Annotated in this window: 11 protein-coding genes and 1 tRNA gene; 2 read left to right on the forward strand and 10 right to left on the reverse strand. The window is 65.4% G+C overall.

What is annotated here, in order from left to right; all coding sequences use genetic code 11:
• Positions 1 to 131 precede the first annotated feature (131 nt).
• Positions 132 to 530 (forward strand): transposase, encoded by a 399-nt coding sequence (locus tag AWB80_RS35765; RefSeq protein ID WP_061179360.1) that lies wholly within the window; start codon positions 132 to 134, stop codon positions 528 to 530.
• A 78-nt stretch (positions 531 to 608) separates the two neighbouring features.
• Here the strand turns inward: AWB80_RS35765 and AWB80_RS35770 are convergent, their stop codons facing one another.
• From AWB80_RS35770 to AWB80_RS35810, 9 genes are all read right to left on the reverse strand, one after another.
• A complete protein-coding gene (locus AWB80_RS35770) occupies positions 609 to 1,073 on the reverse strand; it encodes a DUF2147 domain-containing protein (RefSeq protein WP_061179372.1) in 465 nt (154 codons plus the stop codon).
• Positions 1,074 to 1,162: 89 nt separating this feature from the next.
• Entirely contained in the window at positions 1,163 to 1,951 is a 789-nt protein-coding gene (gene surE / locus AWB80_RS35775) for a 5'/3'-nucleotidase SurE (RefSeq protein ID WP_061179361.1), read from the reverse strand.
• Positions 1,952 to 2,046: 95 nt separating this feature from the next.
• Positions 2,047 to 2,289, reverse strand: coding sequence for a hypothetical protein (locus AWB80_RS35780; RefSeq protein ID WP_061179362.1), 243 nt, complete (start codon positions 2,287 to 2,289; stop codon positions 2,047 to 2,049).
• A gap of 196 nt (positions 2,290 to 2,485) precedes the next feature.
• Positions 2,486 to 3,358 carry a DUF1571 domain-containing protein gene (locus AWB80_RS35785; RefSeq protein ID WP_061179373.1) on the reverse strand — a complete coding sequence of 291 codons (873 nt, stop codon included), beginning with the start codon at positions 3,356 to 3,358 and terminating at the stop codon, positions 2,486 to 2,488.
• A 15-nt stretch (positions 3,359 to 3,373) separates the two neighbouring features.
• Positions 3,374 to 5,128 carry an AMP-binding protein gene (locus AWB80_RS35790; RefSeq protein ID WP_061179363.1) on the reverse strand — a complete coding sequence of 585 codons (1,755 nt, stop codon included), beginning with the start codon at positions 5,126 to 5,128 and terminating at the stop codon, positions 3,374 to 3,376.
• 65 nt (positions 5,129 to 5,193) lie between these two features.
• Positions 5,194 to 6,489: an acetyl-CoA C-acetyltransferase gene (locus tag AWB80_RS35795; protein ID WP_244206911.1), complete on the reverse strand. Its 1,296-nt coding sequence runs from the start codon at positions 6,487 to 6,489 to the stop codon at positions 5,194 to 5,196.
• A complete protein-coding gene (locus AWB80_RS35800) occupies positions 6,486 to 7,391 on the reverse strand; it encodes a MaoC/PaaZ C-terminal domain-containing protein (RefSeq protein WP_061179365.1) in 906 nt (301 codons plus the stop codon). The genes AWB80_RS35795 and AWB80_RS35800 overlap by 4 nt, the downstream gene beginning before the upstream one ends.
• A 14-nt stretch (positions 7,392 to 7,405) precedes the next feature.
• Positions 7,406 to 8,833, reverse strand: coding sequence for a 3-oxoacyl-ACP reductase (locus AWB80_RS35805; RefSeq protein ID WP_061179366.1), 1,428 nt, complete (start codon positions 8,831 to 8,833; stop codon positions 7,406 to 7,408).
• Between the two features lie 53 nt (positions 8,834 to 8,886).
• Complete coding sequence (locus AWB80_RS35810; RefSeq protein WP_061179367.1) at positions 8,887 to 11,379, reverse strand: acyl-CoA dehydrogenase; 2,493 nt, start codon at positions 11,377 to 11,379, stop codon at positions 8,887 to 8,889.
• Between the two features lie 446 nt (positions 11,380 to 11,825).
• Here AWB80_RS35810 and AWB80_RS35815 point away from each other — a divergent pair, with 446 nt between their 5' ends.
• A complete protein-coding gene (locus AWB80_RS35815) occupies positions 11,826 to 12,173 on the forward strand; it encodes a hypothetical protein (protein WP_244206912.1) in 348 nt (115 codons plus the stop codon).
• Positions 12,174 to 12,452: 279 nt separating this feature from the next.
• On the opposite strand, the gene AWB80_RS35820 is transcribed toward AWB80_RS35815, so the two are convergent.
• Positions 12,453 to 12,539 (reverse strand) — tRNA-Leu (locus tag AWB80_RS35820).

Consider the following 12,539-nt stretch of genomic DNA (forward strand, 5'->3'; position numbering starts at 1 on the left):
ATTCTGTGATCAGCCAATCGGCATAAGGCTTTTGCGGCTTTTTCAAGATTCGGACCTCTCTGATTTGCCGGCTTTCGGGGACTCGGTATCGTCGGTACCAGTTTTCAGTCAGCAAAATTGGAGAAATTACCGTGAAGCCCTACCGCGACATGTCCGACGAAGAATGGCAGATGGTCGCTCCGCTGCTTCCCGAACTGCGCCCGCGTTCGGAACTGCGTGGCCGCCCCCTCGCCAATACCCGCGCCGTGCTCAACGGTGTGCTCTGGGTGATGTACAGCGGCGCGTCGTGGTCCACGCTGCCGCGCAAATATCCGTCGTATCAGACGTGTCATCGGCGCTTCAAGACGTGGCACGAATCGGGTGTGCTGTTGCGCGTCATGACGCAGTTGTTCGGGCCGGCGGGCGAATCGCTCTATGCGCTGATGACTTCGCGCATGCGCGTGCCGGCCGAATTGAAGCAGGAACTGGCGAACATGCCTGAAGGCGTCTATGCGGACGAGGCGCTTGCGCCTCAACGTCACGCCGCCTGATCGCGTAACGCGCCAGGGTGAGATGAGCAAAGCCGGTCGAAGACACGCGTCTTCGGCCGGCTTTTTCGTTTCTGCGCCTTACTGCTGACGCACCCAGGTCTGCGAGCGTCCCAGCAGCGATACGCCGACATACCCGCGCACGACGAGCTTCTGCCCGCCGTCCTCGAGTTTCATCTTGCACTTGTAGAGCTTGCCGTTTTCGGGATCGAGAATCTGGCCGCCGTCCCATGCATCGCCGTTCTGGCGTAATCCGGTGATGATCGTCATGCCCTTGATCAGCTGATCGCGGCGGTCGTCGGTGCAGGCCGTGCAGCGCCGTTCCGGATGATCAAATTCGCCGATGCCGCGCACGACCTTGCCGGACAACTGACCGCTGCCGTCATCGACGATCTGGATGATCGCCTTCGGCTTGCCGGACTGATCGTCGATGGTTTGCCAGGTGCCGACGGGCGTCGCCGTCTGGGCGAACGCGCTTGCGGCGATAAATGCGCCGAGTGCGCCGAGCATCAGGCGCGCGCCGCGCCGGCCGATGGAACGGGTCATCATCGTCTCCTTATTGTGATCGCCCGAGCATACGAGAAAGCGACCGTTCCCGTGTGGGAGGAAACGTTCTAGCGGCGCGCGCCCGACACTCAAACGCCGCGCTTCAGTCCCGCTTCGAGCGTGGCGAAGGTGCGCTCGTCGGTGCGATCGAAATGCAGCGGCGTGACCGACACGCCGCCGGCCGCGACCACCGCCGTTTCGCTATCGGGCGAATTCGGGCGCGGGCCGCGCTGAAAGCGCAGCCAGTGATAGTCGATGCCGCGCGGATCGACGAGCGGCAGCACATCGATGCCTTCCACCAGCCCGACGCCCTGCCGCGTCACGGTGAGCGGACCGGCGGCGGACGCGTCGCAATCGGGGAAGTTGACGTTCAGGCACGTGGGCGCCTCGTGGGAGATCGCCAGCAACTGACGGATCACGCCCGGCGCGAGCGCGCGCGCCGTATCCCAGCGCACGTTCTCGCGGTCGGTGAAGGTCTGGCTGAGCGCGATTGACGGCAGGCCGAGCAGCAGACCCGTCATCGCGGCCCCGACGGTGCCGGAGAACATCGTCTCGACACCGAGGTTCGCGCCGCGATTGATGCCGGACAGCACGAGCGTGGGCGGCGCGTCCTTCATGATGTGGCGCGCGCCCATCACGACGCAGTCGCCGGGCGTGCCCTGCACGCCGTAGCGCCGTTCGCCCTTGCGCGATACGCGCAGCGGCGAGTGCAGGCTGATGGAGTGCGAGGTGCCGCTCTGATCGTGTTCGGGCGCGATGACCCAGACTTCGTGCGCGAGTTCGGCGGCGACGGCTTCGAGCGCGGCGAGGCCGGGCGCGTCGATGCCGTCGTCGTTGGTGATCAGTACACGTTGCACGATGGGTGAAAGTGCGGACATCGCGAATGACTCCTTGGTCGAAGGTGAAAGGAATCGACCGATTATTACAGAGTTCGCTTGCTCGGGCGTCCGCGAGGCCCGTATCCGGGAGTCGCTTACTTGACGCCGAGGCCGCGCAGCACCGCGTTGCCGTCGTCGGTCAGGCGCACTTGCGGCTTGCCCGCTTCCGGCGACACGATCTCGACATAGCCGTACTCCCGCAGCGATGCGACATCGGGCGTGGCCGCCATCACGTCGATGGGCGCGTGCATCAGCAGCAGCAACGTGGCGATCTCGTGATGGCTCAGCAGCCTTTTGATGGCTCGCACGGGAGCCGAAATGGGACGACGGAGGTTCATGAGAGAAGTCCTCAGGTTTGCACGACGATTCGCGGCGCGACGGGCCTGAAGCGGTGTGCGCCGACGTTGATGTCGATGGAGTGCGGGCAAGGTTATCGGCGGATTCTTAGGCGAAACTTAAAACGCGCGCCGCGCCGGTCGAGCGATTGTTACTTTAGGTGTCACGAAATCAGCAGGCATTTCATTGCGATTTCGCTCAGAAACGATAGTCGGGATTTCCTGGGTCGAATGTCAGATCATCGAAGGCTTGAGGCTCGATACGCTCGAACACCACGCTTTCGAAAATATTGCCGTCGTTGTCGTAGGATTCCAGCGTGCGGAAGAGCGGACGTTTGAGATCGAGCCCGAGCACTTCCTTCTTCGCGTAGAACTCGGGCTGTCCCTCGGCCGTTTCATACGTGAGCGCGACCACGCGAATCCCGTTGACGGTCTTCACTTCTATCTCCGATGGCTTCGTGATGCCCGCTTCGGCGAACTTGCGTCCTTCTTCGATGAAGCGCTGCGAGATCGCGACGATGCCGAGTTCGCGGATCGAATGATTCGATTGCGTGCGGGCGAACGCGCCATTCACCGATGTCCACATCGGCACGACGCTCAGCAGGCCGCCGAGATGACCATAGAGTTCGTCGGGCCGCGTGGAATCGTCGTAAATGACTTCCTGGCCCGCGTGCGCGCCATCGGGCAGCCATTTGGCGTAGATGCGCAGCGGCTCGTGCGCGACGCGCACGAGCATGTGATCCGCGCGCTTCGGCCACTTGCCCTTGATGCGCTCGCGCCGGCGCATCGTGAACTCGCACGACGCGTAGTCGCGCAAGCCGTCCTGCAGATAGCGCGGCAACGTGCGCGCATCGAGCGAACGAAACAGGGCGACGAGTTGCGCATCGTCGAGTTTCGCGAGCGCGCCGCTCGTCGCCGACTCGGACAGCCATTGCGCCTGCTGCTCGACACTCATCGTGCCGACGCGCGCGGCTTCGTCGGACGCCTGCGTCTGCGCCCGGGCGAGCACACTGGCAAGCGCAACGCACAGACACAACCACAGACACCACCGGCGGCATCGCGCACGCGGCATGAGCATCTCCGAAGGTCAGTCCTGCGATTTCCGTGGTATCGATCCGTCCTCGCGCAACTCGCGCCGGAGCACCTTGCCGATGGTCGTGAGCGGCAAGGCGTCGCGAAATTCGACGTAGGAAGGCACCTTGTAGCCGGTCAGGTGTAAACGGGCGAACTTCAGCAGTTCTTCCACTGTAAGCGTTTCATCGCGCCGCACGACGAATGCCTTCACGCGCTCGCCCGTCACCGGATCGGGCACGCCGATGGCCGCCACCGCGCGCACTTTCGGATGCGCGGCGAGCACGTCCTCGATCTCGTTCGGATACACGTTGAAGCCCGAGACGATCATCATGTCCTTCTTGCGATCGATGAGCCGGATGATGCCACGCGCATCCATCGCGCCGATGTCGCCGGTCGCGAGCCAGCCATTCGCGTCGATGGTTTTCGCGGTGTCCTCGGGACGGTTCCAGTAGCCTTTCATCACTTGCGGGCCCTGCACGCACAGCTCGCCGGGTTCGTCGACGTTCGCCCACGCGCCGTCTTCGCGGCGCATACGCACGAGCGTGGAGGGCACCGGCACGCCGATGGTGCCGTCGAATTCGCTGCCGCCGTGGGTGTCGACGACCGGTGTCGCGCAGACGAGCGGCGAGCATTCAGTGAGGCCGTAGCCTTCGACGAGCGTCTGGCCCGTCATCGCCCTGAAGCGCTCGGCGACGACGCGCTGGGTCGCCATGCCGCCCGCCATCGCGAGCTTGAGCGCGGAGAAGTCGCGCTGACGGAACGCGTCGTTGTCCATGAGCGCGCTGTAGAGCGTGTTGAGCGCGGTGATCGCCGTGAAGTTTTCATGACGCAGCGCGCGCATCAGCGAGTGGATATCGCGCGGATTGACGATCAGCACATTGCGCGCGCCGATCGCGAGAAACGCGAGCGCGTTCACGGTCAGCGAATAGATGTGATAAAGCGGCAACGGCGTCACGATGATCTCTTCGCCGTCGACGAGCTGTCCGCCCGCCCACGCGAGCGCCTGCAGCAGATTCGCGATTACGTTGCGATGCGTGAGCATCGCGCCCTTCGCGACGCCGGTCGTGCCGCCGGTATATTGAATGAACGCGATGTCGCCATGACCGACTCGCACCGGCTCGAACTTCTGCCGCGCGCCGCGTGCGAGCGCGAGCGGCAGGCGCACGGCATCGGGCAGCGCGTAGGCGGGCACCTGTTTCTTCACGTGCCGCAGCAGCAGATCGATGGCGCGGCCTTTCAGGTTGAGCCCGCCGCCGAGCAGATCGCCGAGACCGGTCACGATGATGTGCTTCACGCGCGTGCCCGGTTGCGCGTCCTGCACGGTCCTGGCGAACCTGTCGAACACGACGACGGTCTGCGCGCCGCTGTCCTTCAGTTGATGACTGAGCTCGCGCACCGTGTAGAGCGGATTCACGTTCACGACGATCGCGCCCGCGATCAGCGTGCCGAACAGCGCGACGGGATAGACGAGCGTGTTGGGCATCATCAGCGCGACGCGGTCGCCGGGCTTCACGCCGATACCCTGCAGATACGATGCGAATGCATGCGCCTTTTTGCCGAGCGCGGCGAACGTCATCTCGGAGCCGAGGCTCACGAACGCGACGCGATCGGCAAACCGCTCGACGCATTCATCGAAGAAATGCGCGAGCGACCGATAGCGCGAAGGGTCGATCTCGCGCGCGACCTCCGGTGGATACGACGCATACCAGATGCCGTCCGTCGCGTGCGGCTCCGAAGCCTCGCGCGGCGCTGCCTGTCCCGGGCTCATGTGGTGTCTCCGTGGGCGCCGCGCGTGTTCGTCGATGGCGCGCCTTATTCTTTCACTTCTGCCGCTTACCGCTCCAGTATCGCGACGACGCCCTGGCCGCCCGCCGCGCAGATCGAGATCAGTCCGCGCAACGGCTTGCCGTCGCTGCGTTCGGGCGCTTTCGCCAGCATCTTCGCCAGCGTCCCGACGATACGTCCGCCCGTCGCGGCGAACGGATGCCCCGTCGCGAGCGAGCTGCCGTTCACGTTCAGGCGCGCGCGGTCGATCAAGCCGAGCGGGCCGTCGAGGCCGAGCGCGGTGCGGCAGTATTCGTCGTCTTCCCACGCGGCGAGCGTGCACAGCACTTGCGCCGCGAACGCTTCGTGGATCTCGTAGAAATCGAAGTCCTGCAACGCGATGCCGGCGCGCGCGAGCATCGATGGCACCGCGTAGGCGGGCGCCATCAGGAGGCCTTCGCGCTGGTCGAAGAAATCGACGGCGGCGGTCGCGGAGAACGTGAGGAACGCCTGCACCGGCAGCCCGCGCTCGGCGGCCCATTGTTCGGACGCGAGCAGCACCGCCGATGCGCCATCCGTGAGCGGCGTCGAGTTGCCCGCGGTGAGCGTGCCGGCATCGCGATCGAAGACGGGCGTCAGTTGCGATAGCTGATCGAGCGATACATCGGGACGCAGCGTGTTGTCGCGCGCGAGGCCTCGATAGGGCGTCATCAGATCGTTGAAGAAACCGCGCCCGTATGCCGCCGCCAGCTTGCGATGGCTTTCCTGCGCGAGCGCGTCCTGCGCCTCGCGCGAAATCTTCCAGCGCTTGGCCATCAGCTCGCAGTGCTCGCCCATCGAGAGGCCGGTGCGCGGTTCCGCGTTGCGCGGCAACAGCGGCCTGAAGAACATGCCGGGCCGCAGCTTCGCGAGCGCGCCCACGCGCGCGCCCGCCGAGCGTCCGCGATTCGCTTCGAGCAGGATCTTGCGCATGCGCTCGTTCACGGCGATGGGCGCGTCCGACGCCGTATCGACGCCGCCCGCGATGCCCACGTCGATCTGCCCGAGCGCGATCTTGTTCGCGACGAGCATGGCGGTTTCGAGCCCGGTGCCGCAGGCCTGTTGCACGTCGTAGGCGGGCGTTTCCTTCGCGAGCGTGGTCGAGAGCGCGGCTTCGCGCGTCAGGTTGAAGTCGCGCGAGTGCTTGACGACCGCGCCCGCCGCCACTTCGCCCAGGCGCATGCCGTGAAGCTCGAAGCGATCGACCAGCCCTTGCAGCGCGAAAGTCAACATGTCCTGATTCGACGCGCTCGCGTACGCCGTGTTCGAGCGCGCGAACGGAATGCGGTTGCTGCCGACGATCGCGACGCGACGAACTTCGCTCATGGCAGCTCCCATTCGAAATGGCCGCGCAAATGCGCCCGGTCGCCCGCGAGATTGCGCACTTCGAAATCGCGCGCGGTGGGCGAGGGCGCGGCGGTCCAGAAGGTCGCATCGCCGGGCAGATAGAGCGGCGATTTGAAATCGCCATGCGCGTACCCGGATGCGAGCGCCTTGACCGGATGCAGCGCCGCGAGCGTGCGCGCGAGCGTCCACATGCCGTGCGCGATCGCGCGCGGAAAGCCGAACGCCTTCGCGCTCAGCATGTGCAGATGGATCGGATTGAAGTCGCCCGAAGCCTTCGCGTAATCGCGCCCGAGCTGCGGCGGAAGCTGCCAGCGCGCTTCGCGGGCGAAGAGCGGCGCGTGCGCGTCGGCTGCATCGGCTGTCTCGATCGAAGGCGCGGTGGCTTCGCTGCGCACGCCGCGTTTCAAATAGACGCTGTCGCCGTCCCACACCGCTTCGCCGCGCCGGTAGATGCGCGTATGCAGCGTGAACGCCTGGCCTTTCTGATGCGGCATCAGCGGCCCGCATTCCACCTCGATGCGCAAGCCCTGGCCCGCCGCGAGCGGTCGCCGCAGCCGCACACTGTTGGACAGATGCACGACGCCGAGCGCGGACCACGGAAACGACGGGTCCGTGAGCATCATCAGATGCAAGGGAAACGCGAGCACGTGCGGAAAGGTAAGCGGCACGCCGTGCTCGGGAATGAACCCGCACACCCGCGCATAGCGGCCAATCTCCTCCGCGTCGAGCTTCACATCCGGGCGCACGAGCCTGAGCGCGGGCAGCTCCGGCGCACGCGCGCGCCTGAACAGCGCCGGTAGCGCGCGGCCATAGAGTTTCGCGGGCGGCGGCAGCGTATCGATGACGACGGTGCGGGCGCGCGGCATGGTCGGTGCATGCATGGGGACGGGTCTCCTCACGCGCCGATCAGGCTTTGGCCGCACACGCGCACCACGTTGCCCGTGATGCCCGCGCTGCCCGGGCTCGCGAGCCACGCGACGGTCTCGGCGACATCGACGGGCAAGCCGCCTTGTCCCATCGAATTGAGCCGTCTGCCGGCCTCGCGCACGCCGAACGGCATGCGCGCGGTCATGTGCGTTTCGATGAAGCCGGGCGCGACCGCGTTGATCGTGATGCCACGCGCGCGCAGAAGCGGCGCCAGCGCGTGCACGCGGCCGATCACGCCGGCCTTCGAGGTCGCGTAATTGGTCTGCCCGCGATTGCCCGCGATCCCGCTGATCGACGACACCGCGACGATGCGTCCTTGCTCGCGCAACACGTTCTGCGCGAGCAGGACGTCGTCGATGCGCGCCTGCGCCAGCAGATTGATGTCGATCACGCTGTCCCACATGTCCGGGCTCATGCGCGCGATGGTCTTGTCGCGCGTGATGCCGGCGTTGTGCACGACGATATCGACGCCGCCGGACGCGGTGAGTGCGGCGGCGATGCCGGCGGGCGCTTCGGGCGCGGCGATATCCGCGACGAGCGCTGCGTGCGCGCCATCCGATGGCGATGCGTCTTCGATCGACAGCATGGTCTGATCGAGCGCGTCGCGGACGGCGTCGACATCGAGTCCGGTGACGATCGCGCCGTGTTCGGCCAGCACCGCCGCGATCGACGCACCGATGCCGCGCGCCGCGCCCGTGACGAGCGCGCGCTTGCCCGCGAGCGGCTTCGCCCAGCTCGCCGGGGCGACGGCGGGTGCGTCGATGGTCACGACCTGACCCGACACATACGCCGAGCGCGGCGACAGGAAAAAGCGCAGCGCGGCTTCGAAGTCCGCGCCATCGGCCACGCGCAGCAGGTTCGAGGTGATGCCGTTGCGCGCTTCCTTGCCGAGCGAGCGGACCATGCCTTCGAGCGCGTGCTGCGCGGTGGCGGCCGCGACGTTCGCGAGCGTCGCGGGCGGCCGGCCGATGACAGCGATGCGCCCGTTCTTCGCGAGCGAGCGCAGTGCGTCGTGGAAGAAGGCGTAGAGGGAATGCAACTGGCCGCTGTCGTCGATGCCGGTCGCATCGAAGATCAGCGCCTGCACGCGGTCGGTGGCGAGCGCGTCGCGTGCGCGCGGCTCGAAGCGGCCGCTCATCGCGCCGTGACGGGCGGCGACGGGCAGCCAGCCGGACGCGCTCTCGTGCGCGACGCCCGTCATGCCGATGCCGGACAGCACGGCCATCAGATCATCGAAGAGCGCGGGCGATGGCCCCGCGCCGATGGCCGCCAGGCCGCCGAATTCGGCGTGATCCGCGCGATGGCGGCGCAAAACTTCGGGACGCGGCAAGCCGAGCGAGCGTGCGATGCTCGTGCCGAAGGGCGAATTGACGAAGTCGAGATAGCGGTCTTTCATCGATTGGCGATCGGTCGAAGGGCGCGCGCGGCGGTGCCTGAAGGCCTGCGTGCTCAGGCGATGGTTTCGGGCAATGTCCGCTCGAGCGCGTCGCTGCGCTTTTGCAATGCTTCGAGGATACCGAAGTCTGCGGAAAAATCATCGACTTTCACCGCTTCGCGCGCATGGACGGCCCATTCGCCCAGCAGCGCGCGCTCGTTTTCGTCGATCAGACCGCGCGCGGCGGCCGTGTCCGCCCACGCTGCAACGTCTTGCGGGCTTTGCGGCAGCGGGGCGCTCTGGCCCGCTTTGACGGCGTCGCGCAGACGCGCCTCCAGCGCCGCGACGGCGGGCGTGAGCGCGAGCAGTTTTTCGCCGCGCGCGATCGGGTCGTTTTCGAATGCCGAAACGTGCGAGCCCGCGACGAGCCGCTCGCGCGCTTCGCCGGGCGTTTGCAGCAGCATCGCGACGGCGTTGCCGAGGGCATCGGTGCTCGGTGCGTGCGGCAGGCCGAACGGGAACGCGATCGCGCGCAGGAAAGCCGCCGCCGCGCGGTTCGGATAGTTCGCGAGCAGGCCGTCGAACGCGGCGCGCGCCTGGTACAGCGCGTCTTCGGCACCCCAGCGCACGAGCGGCAGGTCGCTTTCGGGGCGGCCGTCGTCCTCGAAACGCTTGAGCGTCGCGGACAGCAGGTACAGCTGCGAGAGGATGTCGCCGAGCCGCGCCGAGAGCCGCTCGCGACGTTTGAGCTCGCCGCCGAGCGTGAGCATCGAGACATCGGCGAACAACGCAAACGCGCTCGACAGGCGCGTGGCGGCGCGGTAGTAGGGCAGAAGACGCGCGTCGGCGCGCACGGGCTTGCGCGTGAGCGCGCCGACGCCGAATGCATACACGAAACTGCGCATCGCGTTGGAGGCGAGAAAGCCCGCGTGGCCGAAGAAGGCGTCGTCGAATGCGCGCAGATCGTTTTCGCGCGTCGCGGCCATTTCCTTGAGCACGTAGGGATGACAGCGGATCGCGCCCTGTCCGAAGATGATCAGGCAGCGCGTCAAAATGTTCGCGCCTTCTACCGTGATCGAGATCGGGATCTGCTGATACGCGCGCGCCAGAAAATTCGACGGCCCCATGCAGATGCCCTTGCCCGCGACGACGTCCATGCCGTCGTTGATCACCTTGCGCGCGCGCTCCGTGATGTGATACTTCGCGATCGCCGAGATGACCGACGGCTTCTCGCCGAGATCGACGGCCTGCGCGGACAGCCGCCGCGCCGCGTCCATCACGTAGAGGTTGCCGCCCATGCGCCCGAGCGCCTCCTGAATGCCTTCGAAGCGTCCGATCGAAGTGCGGAACTGGCGGCGCGCGGCGGCATAGGCGCCCGTGCCGCGCACGGCGAGCTTGGCCATGCCGACGTTCGACGATGGCAGCGAGATCGCGCGCCCGGCGGCGAGACATTCCATCAGCATGCGCCAGCCGTTGCCGACTTGGGCACGCCCGCCGATGACCCAGTCGATCGGAATGAATACATCCTTGCCCCAGTTCGGGCCGTTCTGGAACACCGCGTTGAGCGGCCAGTGCCGCCGCCCGATATTCACGCCGGGATGGTTCGTCGGGATGAGCGCGCAGGTGATGCCGGGGGCTTCGTCATCGCCGAGCAGATGGTCGGGGTCGAGCGCGCAAAAGGCGAGGCCGAGCACCGTCGCGATCGGCCCGAGCGTGATGTAGCGCTTCTCCCACGTGACGCGAAAGCCGAGCGTCTCGCGGCCCTCGTGCACGCCGCGGCACACGATGCCTGTGTCCGGAATCGCCGCCGCGTCCGATCCGGCGTATGGGCTCGTCAGCGCGAAGCACGGAATTTCGTCGCCGCGTGCAAGACGTGGCAAATAGTGGGCTTTCTGTTCGTCGGTGCCGTAGTGCAGCAGCAGTTCGGCGGGGCCGAGCGAATTCGGCACCATCACCGAAACAGCCGCCGCCGACGAATGTGTCGCGAGCTTCATGATGACCTGCGAATGCGCATACGCAGAGAATGCTTTTCCGCCGTACTGCTTCGGGATGATCATGCCGAGAAAGCCCTGCGCCTTGATGTAGGCCCACGCATCCGGCGAGAGGTCTTGCCAGATCGCAGTCGTATCCCAGTCGTTCGACAGCTCGCACAGTCGCGCGCATTCGTTGTCGATGAAGCTTTGTTCTTCTTGCGTCAGCTTCGGCGCGCCGTGAGCGAGCAGGCTGTCCCAGCGCGGCCGGCCAGAGAAGAGTTCGGCGTCCCACCAGACCGTGCCGGCTTCGATCGCATCGCGTTCGGTCGATGACATTTCCGGCAGCATCGTGCGAAACGTGCCGAACACATGACGGCTGATGAGCGAACGGCGTAGCGGTTTGACGGCGAGCACGAGCGCCGGAAGCGCGAAGACGATCGCGAGCAGCGTGACGCCGACCGCACCCGTCACGCCGATGACCGGCCCGATGGCGACCCAGATCGCTAGTGCGGCGAACCACGCGAGCGCGGGCGCCTGCAGGAACGTGAGCGTGCCGGCGAGCAGGAAGAAGGCGATGACATAGAGAACGGGCATCACGGATTCTCCGAGGTTTAAAAGCTCGAAGCACGCAGCATGCCACGAATGCAGGTTCAAGGTCGTTCCCGATTGCCGCTTAGAGCCATCCTTCGGAAGTCTTCCGCTTTAAGACGTATCCACTTTATCGCCCACTATGCGGGAGCTATTCTTTCAAAGCACATTAAAGCCGACTAAAAGGAATGATTAGTTCGATTTGCTAAACAAACGAATCTGAATGAAATCTTGATGCCCCCGCATGAGCGGGGGCGTCAAAGGGTGCTGTGGAAGAATCTTCGCGGGATACGCCACAGCGAGTCACAACACGGCGCTTCTTGTTGCGACCACCTGCCACGCGCATGGTGGCCATGGGAGCATATTGGGAAGTGGAGACAAGAGATCAATTAGTCAGGCTAAATGTAGGCGCCATCCCCGACGAACTCGATATTTCGGACTGGGCGCTTCTCATGGGCGATTTGCTCTACCTGCTGATCCGTTCCGACGGCGAGGTGCGATACCTGCACGTCCCGCTGGACATGGAGATGCTGAGAAGCGTCCGCGAGTCGAGCGCGCACAAGGAAGATGGCGTGTACAGGGATAGCCGGGGTGAACCGACGCAACTGGCCACCTATCTGGCGCTGGTTTTTCTGGAGCGTGCCGTGTCTGTTCCGGCCATCCAGCGCGAGCTCGGCATGTCCGACATGACGATCAACTGGTTGCTTGATGTCTGGCAATGCGCGACCGGTGTCATTGACCGTGACAACCTTCTGCAACTGATCCGTCTGCTGACGTTCGAGGGGAATGGACATGACTAGCGGGTGGGTAACGCGAGGATACGTTTTCCTAAATAAATGAGTTCGGCCGGCGGAGCTGAATATCAACTTTTTCCAGGGAGGACACTGCGTATCCCGGGTCTGCCCTCGCACGCGTCGAGGGCAGGTGGATATCTCGTCGCCGTATTGGACGAGCGTGATCGAATCGGAAATACAGGAAAGCGGAAGAAATGAAGGCGCAAAACAAAAAACCCCACGACATGTGCGTGGGGTTTTTTGCGTGCGACGCGCTCGAATGAACGTTTCGCGAGAGAGGGACCTTGGTGCCCAGGAGAGGACTCGAACCTCCACGGTGTTGCCACCGCTAGGACCTGAACCTAGTGCGTCTACCAATTCCGCCACCTGGGC

The organism is Caballeronia pedi, assembly GCF_001544915.2.
Taxonomy (GTDB): Bacteria; Pseudomonadota; Gammaproteobacteria; order Burkholderiales; family Burkholderiaceae; genus Caballeronia; species Caballeronia pedi.

Coding starts and splice junctions, on each gene's coding strand:
- AWB80_RS35770 (WP_061179372.1), bottom strand. CDS start 1,073: ATGACCCGTTCCATCGGCCGGCGCGGCGCGCGCCTGATGCTCGGCGCA.
- AWB80_RS35800 (WP_061179365.1), bottom strand. CDS start 7,391: ATGCATGCACCGACCATGCCGCGCGCCCGCACCGTCGTCATCGATACG.
- AWB80_RS35795 (WP_244206911.1), bottom strand. CDS start 6,489: ATGAGCGAAGTTCGTCGCGTCGCGATCGTCGGCAGCAACCGCATTCCG.
- AWB80_RS35780 (WP_061179362.1), bottom strand. CDS start 2,289: ATGAACCTCCGTCGTCCCATTTCGGCTCCCGTGCGAGCCATCAAAAGG.
- AWB80_RS35790 (WP_061179363.1), bottom strand. CDS start 5,128: ATGAGCCCGGGACAGGCAGCGCCGCGCGAGGCTTCGGAGCCGCACGCG.
- surE (WP_061179361.1), bottom strand. CDS start 1,951: ATGTCCGCACTTTCACCCATCGTGCAACGTGTACTGATCACCAACGAC.
- AWB80_RS35785 (WP_061179373.1), bottom strand. CDS start 3,358: ATGCCGCGTGCGCGATGCCGCCGGTGGTGTCTGTGGTTGTGTCTGTGC.
- AWB80_RS35810 (WP_061179367.1), bottom strand. CDS start 11,379: ATGCCCGTTCTCTATGTCATCGCCTTCTTCCTGCTCGCCGGCACGCTC.
- AWB80_RS35805 (WP_061179366.1), bottom strand. CDS start 8,833: ATGAAAGACCGCTATCTCGACTTCGTCAATTCGCCCTTCGGCACGAGC.
- AWB80_RS35815 (WP_244206912.1), top strand. CDS start 11,826: ATGGGCGATTTGCTCTACCTGCTGATCCGTTCCGACGGCGAGGTGCGA.